12 protein-coding genes are annotated in these 16,532 nt (G+C 53.2%); 9 read left to right on the top strand and 3 right to left on the bottom strand.

Translation table 11 applies throughout. From position 1 onward, the window contains the following. The first annotated feature begins 22 nt into the window (after window positions 1-22). The 5 genes from ACOZIO_RS19835 to lplT all read left to right on the top strand — a co-directional run bounded on the left by ACOZIO_RS19835 (window position 23) and on the right by lplT (window position 8,700). On the top strand, window positions 23-1,279 hold the full coding sequence (locus ACOZIO_RS19835) for an ATP-grasp domain-containing protein (protein WP_129954940.1): 1,257 nt from the start codon (window positions 23-25) through the stop codon (window positions 1,277-1,279). Window positions 1,280-1,338: 59 nt separating this feature from the next. Continuing rightward, on the top strand, window positions 1,339-2,577 hold the full coding sequence (locus tag ACOZIO_RS19830) for an MFS transporter (RefSeq protein ID WP_129954941.1): 1,239 nt from the start codon (window positions 1,339-1,341) through the stop codon (window positions 2,575-2,577). Between the two features lie 137 nt (window positions 2,578-2,714). Next, window positions 2,715-4,973 (top strand): molybdopterin guanine dinucleotide-containing S/N-oxide reductase, encoded by a 2,259-nt coding sequence (locus ACOZIO_RS19825; RefSeq protein ID WP_421595611.1) that lies wholly within the window; start codon window positions 2,715-2,717, stop codon window positions 4,971-4,973. Window positions 4,974-5,329: 356 nt separating this feature from the next. After that, window positions 5,330-7,495 (top strand): bifunctional acyl-ACP--phospholipid O-acyltransferase/long-chain-fatty-acid--ACP ligase, encoded by a 2,166-nt coding sequence (aas, locus tag ACOZIO_RS19820; RefSeq protein ID WP_217137781.1) that lies wholly within the window; start codon window positions 5,330-5,332, stop codon window positions 7,493-7,495. Continuing rightward, window positions 7,492-8,700 carry a lysophospholipid transporter LplT gene (lplT, locus tag ACOZIO_RS19815; protein ID WP_129954945.1) on the top strand — a complete coding sequence of 403 codons (1,209 nt, stop codon included), beginning with the start codon at window positions 7,492-7,494 and terminating at the stop codon, window positions 8,698-8,700. The genes aas and lplT overlap by 4 nt, the downstream gene beginning before the upstream one ends. Before the next feature lie 61 nt (window positions 8,701-8,761). Here lplT and ACOZIO_RS19810 read toward each other — a convergent pair whose 3' ends face one another. From ACOZIO_RS19810 to mutH, 3 genes are all read right to left on the bottom strand, one after another. After that, a complete protein-coding gene (locus tag ACOZIO_RS19810) occupies window positions 8,762-9,802 on the bottom strand; it encodes an NADP(H)-dependent aldo-keto reductase (RefSeq protein ID WP_129992047.1) in 1,041 nt (346 codons plus the stop codon). Window positions 9,803-9,986: 184 nt separating this feature from the next. Then, window positions 9,987-10,205 carry a YgdI/YgdR family lipoprotein gene (locus ACOZIO_RS19805; protein WP_015689428.1) on the bottom strand — a complete coding sequence of 73 codons (219 nt, stop codon included), beginning with the start codon at window positions 10,203-10,205 and terminating at the stop codon, window positions 9,987-9,989. A gap of 86 nt (window positions 10,206-10,291) precedes the next feature. Next, the gene (mutH, locus tag ACOZIO_RS19800) at window positions 10,292-10,978 is read right to left on the bottom strand and encodes a DNA mismatch repair endonuclease MutH (protein WP_129954947.1); all 687 of its coding nucleotides are present in this window, start codon (window positions 10,976-10,978) and stop codon (window positions 10,292-10,294) included. 695 nt (window positions 10,979-11,673) lie between these two features. On the opposite strand from mutH, the gene rppH reads away from it, so the two are divergent. The 4 genes from rppH to thyA all read left to right on the top strand — a co-directional run bounded on the left by rppH (window position 11,674) and on the right by thyA (window position 16,312). After that, window positions 11,674-12,201 (top strand): RNA pyrophosphohydrolase, encoded by a 528-nt coding sequence (gene rppH / locus ACOZIO_RS19795; RefSeq protein ID WP_129954948.1) that lies wholly within the window; start codon window positions 11,674-11,676, stop codon window positions 12,199-12,201. A gap of 11 nt (window positions 12,202-12,212) precedes the next feature. Next, on the top strand, window positions 12,213-14,459 hold the full coding sequence (gene ptsP / locus ACOZIO_RS19790) for a phosphoenolpyruvate--protein phosphotransferase (protein WP_129954949.1): 2,247 nt from the start codon (window positions 12,213-12,215) through the stop codon (window positions 14,457-14,459). Between the two features lie 182 nt (window positions 14,460-14,641). After that, the gene (gene lgt / locus ACOZIO_RS19785; protein WP_129954950.1) at window positions 14,642-15,511 is read left to right on the top strand and encodes a prolipoprotein diacylglyceryl transferase; all 870 of its coding nucleotides are present in this window, start codon (window positions 14,642-14,644) and stop codon (window positions 15,509-15,511) included. 6 nt (window positions 15,512-15,517) lie between these two features. Beyond that, a complete protein-coding gene (gene thyA, locus ACOZIO_RS19780) occupies window positions 15,518-16,312 on the top strand; it encodes a thymidylate synthase (RefSeq protein WP_129954951.1) in 795 nt (264 codons plus the stop codon). Window positions 16,313-16,532: the final 220 nt, after the last annotated feature.

Below are 16,532 nucleotides of genomic sequence, written 5' to 3'. Positions count from 1 at the left end.
ACTGACTTGCAGGAGTTTTATTATGAACAACACCTATATTTTGATTCTGGGCGGTGAGTTTGCTTTGCGTGAGCGTGTGCTGGCGGGGGCTTTACGTGCTTCAGGCGGAATGCGGGTACTGACGATGGCAAAAAATCGCACCTCGCCGACAATCAAATTTTTCGACGGCTTTATACCGGGAGATGTGGCCGATGCAGAGGCTGTGCTACGTGCCGTACAGGCCCATCAACAGGAAACCGGTGAAACTCCTGCGGCGGTTATCCCGATGAATGATTTTACCGTGCGCGCCGCCAGCCTTCTGACTGAGCATTACCAGCTTTACGGAAATGATTGCCAAACGATCACCCACTGCCGTGACAAATTTGTGATGAAGCAGATCCTGCAAGCCGCCGGCCTGCCGGTGCCTCGCTTCGCTGCGTTCCGTACGCTCAACGAACTGAAAACATTGATTGCAGAGTTCGGTCTGCCGGTGGTGATTAAACCGCGTGAACTGGCGGGGAGTCTGGGTGTATTGAAAATCACTCACGAACAGGAAATCGAAGAAGTGTTCGCCCGTTGCGTTACCGATGTGATTTCACTCAATGGTGAATCCTTTGCGCCGGAAGACTTGTTCCAGATCGAGGAATATATTCCGGCGTGGCAGGAAGTCAGCGTTGAGGTGATCAATCAGGGCGACTATCACCGGGCAATAGCAGTTACGGACAAATATCTGGGTGAAGAGCCGAATTTTGTTGAAGTCGGCCACAGCATGCCGTCGCTGCACAGTGACAATCAATCACTGCGTGACATAGCTGAACGGGCCTGTCATGCACTGGGGATCCGTTACGGGGTGGCGCACTTTGAAGCACGTATTACGCCTGCCGGTGAAATCAAAATCATCGAAGTGGGCGCGCGCACAGGGGGCGACACCATAATGGATTTGGTGGAAAGAACCTACGGTATCAACCCGTATGAACTGCACGTACTCAGCCATCTGAACAAACTTAAACCGCTGCCGGATACTCTCAAACCTCGCGGCCTGAGCGCCGTTGCTTTTATTAAAGCCGACGTGGGTGTGATTGAGAAAATCACATTGCCCGCCAGCCTGCCGGCTCATGTGGTGAATATGCAGGTTACCGCTAAGCCGCTGGATCTGTCGAAAAAGCTGGTGTCGTGGAAAACCCGTGAAGGTTCTATCGAGTATTTCTGGCCACAGCGTGCCGCAGAACAGGGTTTTGACGAGCACTTAACGATTGCCGATCAATACGCCCGATCGCTGTTTACCCTTCGTCAGGTCTGATATCCCCCGAGCCACCTCATTTGTGGTGGCTCCTGAACTCCTTTAAGGAAAGCAATGATATGAACAGTGATCGTTTTGGATTAAAACGTTTCGTCTTTTCCCGCTTTGCCGGGTCACTGTGCGATCAGTTTTTGCTGTTTGCCGTGCCGCTGGCGATTTTAAAAGCGACCGGTTCTCTCACCTTTTCCTCGCTGGCATTCGTGATTGAGTGGTTGCCGCGCATTCTGTTTTTCCCGCTGTCAGGTTTTCTGGCTGACCGTATCAAGCCCCGCTTTATCTTCTTTAACGTGGAAGCCGGACGCTGTGTGTTAATGGTGGTCGCTTTCCTGACCCTGACCTTTCATCCCGGCGCCACATTCCCGGTGCTGGCGGTCATGATGGCGCTGCTGTCGGTGGCCTATGTGCTGAACTTTGTCGCCACTGAGGCGCTGTTACCGCGCCATATCCCCGCAGAGGCTCTGCCGAAAGCCCATTCAATGTTACAGGGTGTCGACCAGACCACGCAGGTTCTCGGCCCGGCGCTGGCGGTGGCAATTTCCGTTTATGGTGGCGTCGGGGCGATTTTAGCCTGTGCAGCCGTGCTGTTTGCTGTCTCTGCTATTAACTATCTGTTCCTCGAAACTCATGACGTGGAAATTGCAGAAAAGATGAGTCTGCGGTCCATTGTGCAATCCAACATTACGGCGATTCAGGTGCTTAAGCAGAATAAAATCCTGCTGCATCTGTGTGCGCTGACCTGGGTAGTGAATCTGGTATACGGTGCGGCGCTGGTGGTGAGTGCTGCGGTGATCCTCAAAGAGTTTCATCTGCCTGAGAGTTACTTCGGGGTATTACAGACCTCGGCAGCGCTGGTCACCATCATTACGTTTTTCTTTGTGCCGCGAATTGCCAAACGTTTTGGGCTTTCCACGCTGGGGACCCTGTCATTTTGCGGCATGATATTGTCAGGTGCCCTGATGTCGCTTTCACTCGATTATGCGATGTATCTGGCCGGTTACGCATTACTGATGGCTTTTGATGGTGCATTCAGCGTCTACCTGCGCACCTTACGCAGCCAGATTATCCCGCAGAAACATCTGGGGAAAACCATGGGGCTTATAGGCCTGATGAATATGTGTTCGGTACCCGTTAGCGGTCTGGCGGTGACAGCGTTGGCAGGCAGCTTTATGCCGTTGCAAATTATCGCCATCATTCTGATTTTTGCACTGATATTAGGATTGATGTTGATCGTCATCGGCCGCCGTGCTTTCGGCTACAACAGCTGGCTACCGCCTGTGATCGCTCAGCCACAGGCCTGAAACGGTCATCCCGTCTCAAACGATGAATAATGGGGAGCACATCCCCTTTTCTGTTTATCCACATTTGTGCTTTGAGTTATCAGCGCAGTGAATGGTATTTTTAAAGTCACTTATCTGCGCTGAGAAAAATAGAAAATATGTCGATAAAACGCTATCCGCAACTGGCCCACTGGGGCGCGTATACTGCCGTGGTAGAAGATGGCCGGTTGATCCGTTGTGAACCTTATCAGGCGGATGCCGATCCTTCCCCTTTGCTGGATTCCATTGCGCCGCTGGTTTATTCCGACAAGCGTATCCGTAAACCGGCAGTGCGCCGTTCGTGGCTGAAACACCGCGAAAACAGCGATCGCTCGCTGCGTGGCCGTGAGGATTTTGTCGAAGTGGACTGGGATCTGGCGCTGGATCTGGTGGCCGAAGAGAATAAACGCGTGCGCGACCGTTACGGCGCTGCCGGTATCTTTAACGGTTCTTATGGCTGGTCATCCGCAGGGCGTTTACACCACGCCCGTTCTCTGGTGCGTCGTTTTTATTTCACCGGCGGCGGCGGGGTTGATCAGCAGGGCAATTACAGCTGGGGCTCGGCGCAATTTTTCCTGCCGTATGTTATCGGTACTTTTACGCCGCTGACCGGACGCGTTACTTCATGGCCAAGTGTGGTCGAACATGCTGACATTCTGGTCGCGTTTGGCGGCCTGGCGCTGAAAAATGCGCAGGTCGCTTCCGGCGGTGCAGTGGAACATACCCTGAAACCGGCGCTGGAACAGCTGGCGAAAAAAGGCACCCGCGTCATCAACATCAGCCCGATGCGCGACGATTGTCCGGAATTCGTTAATGCCGAGTGGATCCCGATCCGCCCGAACACCGATGCGGCGCTGATGATGGCCGTTGCGTATGAAATTCAGCGTAAAGAAGCGCAGGATGAGGCGTTCCTTGCCAGCCATTGCGTGGGTTATCCGCAACTTGCCGCGTATCTGCGCGGCGACACGGACGGCACACCCAAAACGCCTGACTGGGCGAGCGCTATAACCGGCGTGCCGGCTGAACGTATTGCGCGTCTGGCGGATGACCTGATCGGTGTGCGCAGCTTTATTACCTGTTCGTACTCCGTACAGCGTGCTCACCGTGGCGAGCAGCCTTACTGGATGATGATCGCCCTCTCTGCCATGCTCGGGCAGGTCGGTTTGCCGGGCGGTGGTTTCTCCTTCGGTCACGGCTCGATGAACAGCGTGGGTAATCCGCGTTATGACACGCCGGGGCCTGCCGTCAGTGCCGGGCCGAATCCGTCTGGTTTGTCGATCCCGGTGGCGCGCATCAGCGATATGTTGCTCAATCCGGGCCAGCCGTATGAATTTCAGGGCGAGACGCTGCATTATCCCGATATTCATCTGGTGCACTGGGCGGGGGGTAATCCGTTCCACCATCATCAGCAGCTTAACCGTCTGGTCGAAGGCTGGCAGAAGCCGGATACCGTGATTGTGCAGGATAACGTCTGGACGCCGGCCGCGCAGATGGCCGATATCGTGCTGCCTGCGACAACATCGCTGGAACGTAACGATATCGGCGGTTCATCGCGTGACCGCTTCGTGCTGGCGATGCATCAGGCCGTTGCGCCGCAACATCAGGCGCGCAATGATTTTGATATTTTCGCGGATATTGCCGACCGTCTCGGTTACCGCGAGCAGTTCACTCAGGGGCGTAATGAGGATCAGTGGCTGCGCCATATTTACCGTCAGTGCGGCGAAGCGCAAAAAGGCACGGGTGTGGAATGGCCTGATTTTGAAACCTTCTGGGAGCGCGGTTTTGTTGAACTGCCGGTACCGGAAAAAGATTACGTGTTCTTTGAGGAATTTCGTAAAAGTCCGCGCGCTAATCCGCTGGGGACACACAGTGGCAAAATCGAACTGTTCTCCGAAACCATCGCCGGTTACGGCTATGAAGATTTCGCACCGCATCCGGAATGGCAGCCGCCGGTAGAATGGCTGGGCGCGGAAAGTGCCAGACAGTGGCCATTGCACCTGATTTCCATTCAGCCCAAAGATCGTCTGCACAGCCAGCTCGATCAGTCGCCGCTGGCGCAGTCGAACAAAACCGCCGGTAAGGAAACCCTGTTCATGCATCCGGAAGATGCCCTCAGCCGTCAGCTTAAGGACGGCGACCGGGTGAAAGTGCACAACGCACGCGGCAGTTGTCTGGCGGGTGTTTCGCTTAACGACTGCATTACGCGTGGCGTGGTGCTGATGTCCACCGGCGCCTGGTTTGATCCGGGCTTTGGCGGCCAGTGGCAGGAAACGGAGCAGGCGGGGAATCCGAATGTGCTGACGCTGGATATCGGTACGTCGCGCCTGACGCAGGGGCCAAATGCCATGAGTTGTTTAGTCGAGGTCCAAAGTATTTAAGGTGGTTTTTAAACAGTTAGCCTGATTTATGATAAATCGGGCCTATTTTCACCACTGGTTACATTTTGCGGGATTATGTTTCGATTGCCTGCTGGCGGTGATTCTCCTAAACCAGCTAAATTGAACGTCCCAGAGGTATTGATTGGTGAATCATCAACGTGCTCTGCATGTTGATACCGATTAAATTTGCACCAACCTACGCGGATGCGTAGGTTTTTTTTTGCCTCAGCTCCGGCACGCCGATCAGTTCCCTCCTAAATTCTCTCTGACTGTCGTCATTTTTCAGCGGCTTATAGTATGCTGTTTCCCCAACCTTTTCTTCAAGATCAGGGATGACACATAAGGAGATGGCCAACATGTATCACTTTCTTTTCGCTACTTTCAGGTGGCTTTTCCGCCTGATGTTCAGAGTCAGCGTGACCCCGGCGAACAATAAATATGATTACCCGCGTTTAATCCTCACGCCGAATCATGTCTCGTTTATTGATGGCATGCTGCTGGCGCTTTTCCTGCCGATAAAACCGGTCTTTGCGGTGTATTCCGACATCACCGACAGCTGGTTTATGCGCTGGCTGAAACCGTACGTGGATTTTATGCCGCTGGATCCGACCAAACCGATGGCGATTAAGCATCTGATCCGCGAAGTGGAAAAAGGGCGTCCGGTGGTTGTATTTCCGGAAGGGCGTATTACGGTTACCGGTTCTTTAATGAAGATTTACGACGGTGCGGCCTTTGTGGCGGCGAAGTCACAGGCGACCGTCATGCCGGTGCGCATTGATGGCGCGGAATACACGCCGTTTGGCCGGTTGTTCGGCAGCTTTAAAATCCGCTGGTTCCCGAAAATTACCATCAGCCTCTTACCGCCGACCACCATTGCGATGCCGGACGCGCCGCGCTCGCGCGACCGCCGTGTTCTCGCCGGTGAGCAACTGCATAAAATTATGATGCAGGCGCGTATGGATACCCGCAAGCCGGAAACCTTGTATCAGGCATTATTATCCGCACAAACCCGTTATGGCCGTCGCAAACCCTGTATCGCTGATATCGCATTCAAAGAAGATACCTATCAGGGCCTGCTGAAAAAATGCCTGGGCGTGAGTCGCATTTTGCAACGTTTTACCCGCGAAGGTGAACATGTGGGGATGCTGTTACCCAATGCGACGATCATGGCGGCTGCGCTGTTTGGCGCGTCAATGCGTAACCGTATTCCGGCGCTGCTCAACTACACAGCGGGTGCAAAAGGGTTGCAAAGCGCCATGAAAGCGGCGCAGATCAACACCATTATTACCTCCCGCCAGTTCCTTGAAAAAGGCAAGCTGACGCATCTGCCGGAGAATGTACCTGAGGCGAACTGGGTTTATCTGGAAGATTTGAAAGACACGGTGACCACGCAGGATAAGCTGTGGATCCTGTTCCATCTGATCTTTCCTCGCCGCGCGATGTTGCCGCAAAAGCCCGATGACGCAGCACTGGTACTGTTCACCTCCGGTTCTGAAGGTAACCCGAAAGGTGTGGTGCATTCGCACGCCAGCCTGCTGGCTAACGTCGAGCAAATCCGCACTGTTGCTGACTTCACGCCGCGCGACCGGTTTATGTCGTCGCTGCCGCTGTTCCACGCCTTTGGCCTGACGGTCGGATTGCTGACGCCGCTGATCACCGGCGCGCGGGTTTTCCTGTATCCGAGCCCGCTGCATTACCGCATTGTGCCGGAACTGGTGTATGACCAGAACTGTACCGTATTGTTTGGCACCTCAACGTTCCTCGGCAATTACGCCCGCTTTGCGCATCCGTATGATTTTGCACGGTTGCGGTATGTGGTCGCCGGAGCGGAGAAACTGGCGGAAGGCACCAAAGAAATCTGGCAGAACAAATTCGGTATCCGCATTCTGGAAGGCTACGGCGTGACCGAGTGCGCACCGGTGGTTGCAATCAACGTACCGATGGCGACGAAAGTGAATACCGTCGGTAAGATTTTGCCGGGCATGGAGTCACGTCTGATTACCGTGCCGGGCATTGAAGAGGGCGGTCGTCTGCAACTGCGCGGGCCTAACATCATGAAGGGTTACCTGCGCGTTGAAAATCCGGGTGTGCTGGAAACACCGCAGGCTGAAAATGCCGCAGGTGAAATGCAGGCGGGCTGGTATGACACCGGCGATATCGTCACGCTGGATGAAAAAGGTTTCTGCACCATCCGGGGCCGCGTGAAACGTTTTGCCAAACTGGCGGGGGAAATGGTCTCGCTGGAAAGCGTCGAACAACTGGCGATCAGCGCTTCACCGGATAAACAGCATGCGGCGACGTCCCGCAGCGATGCCAGCAAAGGCGAGGCCCTGGTGCTGTTTACCACCGATCCTGAATTACGTCGTGATGCACTGAGCAAGGCCGCCCGTGAACTCGGGCTGCCGGAACTGGCGGTGCCGCGTGATATTCGTGTCGTTAAAGCGTTACCGTTGCTCGGCAGCGGTAAACCCGATTTTGTCACCCTGCGTCAGATGGCAGAAAACCCGGAGACTGAGGCATGATCCAGCCAGTAAAGGCGGCATCGCCGCTGATGTCAAAAAGTATGATTGCGGTGATCGTGGCGCAGTTCCTGTCGGCTTTCGGTGACAATGCGCTGCTGTTCGCCGCGCTGGCGCTGATCAAACAGCAACTTTACCCCGACTGGAGTCAGCCTGTTTTACAAATGGCGTTTGTGGCGACCTATATTATCCTCGCGCCGTTTGTCGGGCAGTTTGCCGACAGTTTCTCCAAAGGCCGCGTGATGATGGTCGCCAACCTGCTCAAACTGGCAGGCGCGGCGGTGATTTGCGCCGGACTGAATCCGTTCCTCGGTTATACATTGGTCGGTATTGGCGCAGCGGCGTATTCGCCAGCCAAATACGGCATTCTGGGCGAGATCGCCAGTGGTGAACAGTTGGTGAAAGCCAATGGCCTGATGGAAGCCTCTACCATTGCCGCGATTCTGCTGGGTTCTGTGGCCGGTGGCGCGCTGGCTGACTGGAGCATTCTGGCGGCGCTGGGTATCTGCGTGCTGGCGTATGGTGCGGCGGTGGTCGCAAACTGGTTTATTCCGAAGCTGAGTCCTGCGCGTCCGGGACAGTCATGGAATCCGGCAAAAATGAGCCGGACTTTTTTCTCTGCCTGCAAAACATTATGGCAGGATGGCGAAACCCGCTTCTCGCTGGTCGGTACCAGCCTGTTCTGGGGCGCGGGCGTGACGCTGCGTTTCCTGCTGGTGCTGTGGGTGCCAGTGGCGCTGGGCATCACCGATAACAAAACCCCTACGTTGCTGAATGCGATGGTGGCGGTCGGGATTGTGTTGGGTGCGGGCGCGGCGGCGAAATTAATCCGTCTGGATACCGTGAAACGCTGCCTGCCTGCAGGCGTCGCTATCGGTATCGCCGTGGTGGTCTTCGCACTGCAAACCAGCATGTTGAGTGCTTACATTGTGCTGGTGGTGGTGGGGATTCTGGGCGGCTTCTTTGTGGTGCCGCTGAATGCACTCTTGCAGCATCGCGGTAAAATTTCCGTTGGTGCCGGTAATGCGATTGCAGTGCAGAACCTGGGTGAAAACACCGCCATGCTGCTGATGCTCGGTTTGTATTCGCTGGTGGTGATGGTTGGCGCGCCAGTGGTGGCGATTGGCATCGGGTTCGGTGTGGTATTCGCACTGGCGATAGCCGGGTTGTGGATCTGGAAGAATATGCAGAAACGCCGCCTGGCGTGACCGGGCAGGTGAAAAAAGAAAAGGGCGCTGAGCGCCCTTTTTTACTGCCTGCGACCAGGGTTTACGGCGCAGGAATAGTGAAGCGTTTGTGGATATTTTCCAGATCAGCAAGGATCTCCTCATCGAGCGTCAGATCCTGACTGTCGATGTTGATCTTCAGCTGTTCGAGCGTGGTTGCGCCCAGCAGTGTGCTGGCCACAAACGGTTGCTGGCGCACAAAGGCCAGCGCCATCTGCGAAGGATCCAGGTTACGTTTCTTCGCCAGCGCGACATATTCGGCAATCGCCGCTTCAGCCTGCGGTGAAGAGTAACGGGTGAAACGGCTGAACAGCGTATTACGTGCCCCGGCCGGTTTCGCACCGTTAAGGTATTTGCCACTCAGTGTGCCAAACGCCAGGCTGGAGTAGGCCAGCAGTTCAACCCCTTCGTGCTGACTGATTTCGGATAAACCGATTTCAAAGCTGCGGTTCAGCAAACTGTACGGGTTTTGAATCGACACAATACGCGGCAGATCGTGTTTCTCAGCCAGTTGCAGGTAACGCATCACGCCCCACGGCGTTTCGTTAGAAACACCGATATAGCGGATTTTACCGGCGCGAACCTGTTCATTCAGCGCTTCCAGCGTTTCCAGCAAAGTCACCGGAGATTGTTCTTCGGTGTACTGATAGCTCAGTTTGCCAAAGAAATTGGTCTGGCGCTGAGGCCAGTGAATTTGATAAAGATCGAGATAATCGGTGTTCAGACGTTTCAGACTGGCATCCAGTGCCGCGCGGATATTTTTGCGATCCAGCATCTGATCCGGGCGAATGGCGTTGTCACTACCCCGGGAAGGGCCGGAGACTTTACTCGCCAGAATGATCTTTTCACGATTGCCACGGGCTTTCAGCCAGCTACCGATATAGGTTTCCGTCAGCCCCTGAGTTTCAGGACGCGGCGGAACGGGATACATCTCTGCGGTATCAATCAGGTTGATACCCGCCGCAACGGCGTAATCGAGTTGCTGGTGGGCGTCGGCTTCGCTGTTTTGTTCACCAAAAGTCATGGTGCCAAGTCCCAGTAAGCTCACTTCTAAAGAACTGTGGGGTATACGGTGATATTGCATTGCCGGTCTTCCTTTATATCTGAGAATGTCAGCCTGTTAGAAAAAGCGCCTTAACTGACTATATACAAGGCTGGCAGATGGGGGAAGTGGCAGTGTGTGCGGGAAGAACGATGCGGGCGGTGGATAAAATAACAAAGAGCCAGTCCTGATAACTGGCTCTTTAACGGGTTAAGAGGCGTTTTGCTTAACGCTTCATCACCTGGCTGACGTTGTCATTATTGATCTGGCGATCGTTACCTTGTTCATCGGTGTAACTCAGCAGTCCGGTAGATTTATCCAGCTTAGGTTTACCATCAGTGAGGATCATATTGCCGTCTTTGGTTGAGATCACATAGTCGCTGGCACAACCTGCGAGGCTCAGCACCACAAGCGCAGCACCGGCTGCCATTAAAGTTTTTTTCATCATCGTTAACGTTCCTTTTTGTTGTACCGAAGATAGTGATATTTAGCGTAGCAAACTATCCCGCAGACCGCGTGGAATGGTATCGGTTAAAGCTGAAAATGACGGGCCAGAAGCGCTGCGGTAAAACGCTTTTTCAAATAGAAGCCGCGCGGCAGTGTCAAAATGGGTTGCCCTAATTCCCCGATCGCTTCCGTCAGCGCTTTGCTGTTGGCGGCTTTGGGGCGAATTTGCAGATATTCGCCATGGCGTGCTGTGATGCTTTCGACTTTACCCAGCACGATCAAATCCATCAGTTCCTCCCAGTCCTGACGCAGTTGCTCATCTTCTTCCTCAGAGGGTTGCCATAATAAAGGTGCTCCGATGTGGCGCCCGGCCAGGGGGATCTGGCGCTCACCTTCGACCGGTATCCACAAAACCCGGGCCAGTTTATGGCGCACGTGGCTGTTTTCCCAGGTCACGCCGCTGTTGCCGGTTAACGGGGCAACGCAAACAAAGGTGGTTTCCAGCGGCCTGCCCCGGGAATCAACCGGGATTGTTTTGAGCTCAATGCCAATGTCAGCAAAATCCTGCTCGGCTTTGCTTCCTGCTACCGCACCGAGATACACCTCAACCAACATACCAACCCAGCCTTTCTCCCGTTTAAGATTCTCAGGGATGGGCAATCCGGCCCGGGCGGCGAGTTCACCCAATGTATGACCCGCCAGCGATTGCGCGCGCAACAACAGTTCCTGTTCATTGAGCGGGGGCCGGGCGGCAGGGAAAGGAATAGACATAAAAAACAATGCTCACTCGATAGATTAAATTTCGTACTGCTTTTGTCATGCACAGTGAATAAAAAGTTGTTCCTGTGGATCAATGAAATAATAGCATGATTTGCCTTAGTTTTTTTTGAGGTTTCTGGCGTATTGAGTGCATCGCCGCTGAGGTTGATCACCTGTTGAAGGCGACAATGAACAGGATCTTCCACCTACTTATCCACAGATTTCTTGGATAACCCTGTCTGAATGAGAGCACTGGTTCGATTTACAGGCTTGACGGCCTGGGTTTTATCCATTTTTTGGCGGGATAGCGTCAACTTTTAGACGATCGCTGTGGATAAAAACGACATTGGTGGATCTTTCACCAGATCACTTTCAGGTGTGAGATAACTCTCATTTTTAAGCATGGGATAACTCCATTTATTATTGGTAATATACTGTTTTAAAATGATTTAATATGAATATATTTTCCCGCTAAAAATAAGTTAAGAAGAGTTTTACCCCGCTTACTCTGAAGTTCTTCACATACCTATCCACAGAAAAAGTGCATAAAATCGCGGGTGATTCCAAAAATCTGTTTATAACTTTGCGTATAACTGTGAGTTATCCCATTTTTATTCATGCGGATCGGCATTAACCAGTGGTTTACCGCCTGTTGGTAGTATGAAACAATCAGAACATCTATGAGTTTAAGCGATTGAGGTAGTCCGGTGATCGATGATGATGGCTACCGCCCGAATGTTGGTATTGTAATTTGTGACAAGCAGGGTCAGGTATTGTGGGCCAGACGATACGGCCAGCACTCCTGGCAGTTTCCACAAGGGGGGATAAACCCTGGTGAAACCGCTGAGCAGGCCATGTACCGCGAGCTGTTTGAGGAAGTGGGGCTTGGCCGTAAAGATGTACGTATTCTGGCTTCAACCCGTAACTGGTTACGTTATAAATTGCCGAAACGTTTGGTGCGTTGGGACACAAAGCCGGTTTGTATCGGCCAAAAGCAAAAATGGTTCTTGCTGCAACTGATGTGTAACGATGCTGATATCAATATGCAGCGCAGCAGTACGCCTGAATTTGATGGCTGGCGTTGGGTCAGTTTCTGGTATCCGGTTCGTCAGGTGGTGTCATTTAAACGCGATGTTTATCGTCGCGTAATGAAAGAGTTTTCCACTACTATTATGCCGATGCAGGAAGTCTCCCTTCCCAGGATATCGCCCGCTTATCGTCGTAAAAGAGGCTAAGTCACGAAGAGATGCTCACGCGTTTGCGAGAAATTGTTGAAAAGGTAGCAATGGCGTCCAGCCTCAATGATGCGCTGGACGTACTGGTCAACGAAACCTGCCTGGCGATGGACACGGAAGTGTGTTCCGTCTATCTCGCTGACAATGACCGTCGTTGTTATTATCTGATGGCGACGCGAGGTTTGAAAAAACCTCGTGGTCGGACTATTACGCTGGCTTTTGATCAGGGTATTGTCGGTCTGGTAGGGCGTCTGGCCGAGCCCATCAACCTTGCCGATGCGCAGAGCCATCCAAGCTTCAAATATATTCCTGCCGTAAAAGAAGATCTTTTCCGATCCTTCCTGGGTGTGCCGATCATTCATCGTCGTCAGTTGCTGGGTGTGCTGGTTATCCAGCAACGTGAACACCGGCAGTTCGACGAAAGTGAAGAGTCGTTTATGGTCACGCTTGCCACCCAACTGGCGGCGATCCTTTCTCAGGCACAGCTTAATGTGCTTTATGGACGCTTTCGCCAGACGCGCGTTCGTGCGCTTGCCGCATCTCCAGGCGTGGCCATCGGTGTTGGCTGGCAGGACAGCTCTCAGCCTTCGCTCGACCACGTTTATATGGCGTCTACGCTTGATACTGTGCGTGAACGCGAGCGCCTGACCCGCGCTCTGGAAGATGCCGGTGCAGAGTTCCGTCGCTTCAGTAAACGTTTCGCGGCGAGTGCGCAGAAAGAAAGCGCAGCGATTTTTGACCTCTATTCTCACCTTCTTAATGATGCCCGTCTCAAACGCGAACTGTTCGCCCAGATAGATCAGGGTGCAGTGGCGGAGTGGGCCGTCAAAAAGGTTGTCGAAGAATTTGCGGCGCAGTTTTCCAGCTTGCAGGATACCTATCTGCGTGAGCGTGGCAGTGACTTAAGGGCGCTGGGGCAGCGGCTGGTGTTTCATCTTGATGATACGATCCAGGGCAACACGCAGTGGCCAGAACGTTTTATTCTGGTTGCAGATGAACTGACAGCCACTTTGCTGGCTGAAATGCCGCAAGACCGTCTGGCAGGCGTTGTGGTTCGCGATGGTGCAGCTAACTCACATGCGGCGATTTTGGTTCGCGCAATGGGCGTGCCGACCATTATGGGCGCTGATATACAGCCTGCACTGCTCAGCCAGAGACAACTGATCGTTGACGGCTACCGTGGTGAGTTGCTCATTGATCCGGAAGCCGTACTGGTCACAGAATACAAGCGTCTGATTAGCGAAGAAATGGAGCTGAGTCAGAAGGCTGAAGATGACGTTGAGCAACCCGCAGCGCTGAAAAGCGGCGAACGGGTGAAAGTGATGCTGAATGCCGGTCTGAGCGCAGATCATGAAAAATTGTTTGGCAGTCGCGTTGACGGCGTTGGGCTTTATCGCACCGAAATTCCGTTCATGTTGCAAAGCGGTTTTCCTTCTGAGGAAGAGCAGGTCGCGCAATATCAGGGCATGTTACAGCTGTTTCCGCAAAAACCCGTGACCCTGCGAACGCTGGATATTGGCTCTGATAAGCAATTGCCTTATATGCCGATCAGCGAGGAAAATCCTTGTCTGGGTTGGCGCGGGATTCGAATTACCCTCGATCAGCCTGAAATTTTCCTGATCCAGGTCCGTGCGATGTTGCGTGCGAATGCCGCAACCGGAAATCTTGGCATTCTTCTGCCAATGGTCACCAGCCTGGAAGAAATTGATGAGGCCCGTCGCTTAATCGATCGCGCCGGACGTGAAGTGGAAGAACAACTGGGTTATGAACTGCCGCGCGCGCGTTTGGGCGTGATGATAGAAGTGCCGTCGATGGTCTTTATGCTGCCTGCACTGGCCGGGAGAGTGGAGTTTATTTCCGTCGGCACCAACGACCTGACGCAATATCTGCTGGCTGTTGATCGTAACAATACCCGTGTTGCAGGGCTTTATGACAGCCTGCATCCGGCGATGCTGCGGGTGCTCAAACAAATTGTTACCACCGCTGAGGCTGCCGGGCTGGATGTCAGCTTATGTGGCGAGATGGCGGGTGACCCGATGGGCGCATTACTGCTTACCGGTATGGGTTTTCGCAATCTCAGCATGAACGGACGCAGCGTTGCCCGTGTAAAATATCTGCTTCGCCGTATTGAACTCCATGATGCCCAGGAACTGGCCAGCCGGGTGTTACAGGCGCATTTCACGACGGACGTGCGTCATATGACGGCTGCTTTTATGGAAAGACGCGGTCTGGGCGGCCTGATCCGCGGGGGTAAATAAGCGCCGGATACCACGCTTTGCCCCAGGTTACCCTCATCCTGCTCGCCTCACGGCGCTGGATGAGATGATTTTTTACAGAACTTTTCCAGCAGCTTAGCCCCGGAAAACCTTCCGGCTATGCTACTATTCGCTCCCTGCTGGCCCCTGAACGGGCAATAATGATAAACAATTTGTGGTGATAGATGAGCAACAGCTATCTGGCGTTTCCCCAGTTTGATCCGGTAATTTTCTCAATCGGACCGGTATCTCTCCACTGGTACGGACTGATGTACCTGGTCGGTTTTGTCTTCGCGATGTGGCTGGCGGTACGCCGTGCCAATAAGCCAGGCAGCGGCTGGACAAAAGATGAAGTCGAAAACTTGCTGTACGCCGGTTTCCTGGGGGTATTCCTCGGTGGCCGTATCGGGTACGTTTTCTTCTATAACCTGCCTTTATTCCTCGATAATCCGCTTTATCTTTTCAAAGTCTGGGATGGCGGCATGTCTTTCCACGGCGGCCTGATTGGCGTGATCGTGGTCATGCTGATTTTTGCCCGTCGTACCAAACGCAACTTCTTCCAGGTTTCCGACTTTATCGCTCCGCTGATCCCGTTTGGACTTGGCGCAGGTCGTTTGGGTAACTTCATCAATGGCGAACTGTGGGGGCGTGTGACCACAGATGTTCCCTGGGCGATGCTGTTTCCGGGCTCACGTCAGGAAGACATCGCGATTGCTGCGGCTGACCCTAAATGGCAGCCATTGCTGAATCAGTATGGCGTATTGCCGCGTCATCCTTCCCAACTGTACGAACTGCTGCTTGAAGGCGTTGTACTGTTTATTATTCTGAATGTGTTCATCCGAAAATCACGCCCGATGGGCGCCGTATCAGGTTTGTTCCTGATCGGATATGGCTTATTCCGCATCATCGTTGAACACTATCGTCAGCCGGATGCCCAGCTAGGCCTGTTCGATGGGATCATCAGCATGGGGCAGGTTCTGTCCATTCCTATGGTGGTCATTGGCCTGATTATGATGGTCTGGGCATATCGCCGTCCGCAGAAACAATTGTCGTGAGGTAACATGAAACAGTATCTGGATTTAATGCAGAAAGTGCTCGATGAGGGCACCCCTAAAGCGGACCGTACCGGTACGGGCACGTTGTCGATTTTTGGCCATCAGATGCGTTTCAACTTGCAGGAAGGTTTTCCGCTGGTCACCACCAAACGTTGTCATTTACGCTCCATCATTCATGAACTTCTATGGTTTCTGAAAGGCGAAACGAATATTGCCTACCTGCGTGAAAATAATGTCAGCATCTGGGACGAGTGGGCAGACGAAAAGGGTGACCTCGGTCCGGTTTATGGCAAGCAATGGCGTGCCTGGGGTGCGGCTGACGGCAGGCAAATCGACCAGTTGACAAATGTGGTTGAACAGCTAAAAAAAGATCCGGATTCACGCCGCATTATTGTGTCGGCATGGAATGTCGGTGAGCTGGATCAGATGGCGCTGGCACCTTGCCACGCTTTCTTTCAGTTCTATGTGGCCGACGGGAAACTCTCTTGCCAGCTGTATCAGCGTTCATGCGACATCTTCCTGGGTCTGCCGTTTAACATCGCCAGCTACGCGCTGCTGGTGCATATGATGGCACAGCAGTGTGATCTGGAAGTCGGTGACTTTGTCTGGACCGGTGGCGATACGCATCTGTACAGCAACCATATGGAACAGACACATCTGCAGCTGACGCGTGAGCCTCGTGCATTGCCAAAACTGGTGATTAAGCGCAAACCGGCCTCCCTGTTTGATTACAACTTCGAAGATTTCGAGATTGAAGGGTACGATCCACATCCTGCAATCAAAGCGCCTGTGGCGATCTGATTTTTTGTGGTGTGCCGCCTGACAGCCTGGTCAGGCGGTAATTTATCCCTTCTCACGTTTCTTGCTGCATTTTTTACACCTTTCCCTGACGATTCCCACTCCGATTTTTATCCTGATGTTATCCCTGCGAGATATCACGCAAATTTTTTGCCGCGTGTATTTTATTGCACCGATTGCTCTGAAGACATCCTGGAAAAAATGACTTTGCCGGTGGCGATAA

Source organism: Rahnella sp. PD4, from assembly GCF_049199325.1.
GTDB lineage: Bacteria > Pseudomonadota > Gammaproteobacteria > Enterobacterales > Enterobacteriaceae > Rahnella > Rahnella perminowiae.
The sequence above is the reverse complement of the archived record's forward strand: the minus strand, read 5'-3'. Positions and strand labels throughout refer to the sequence as shown.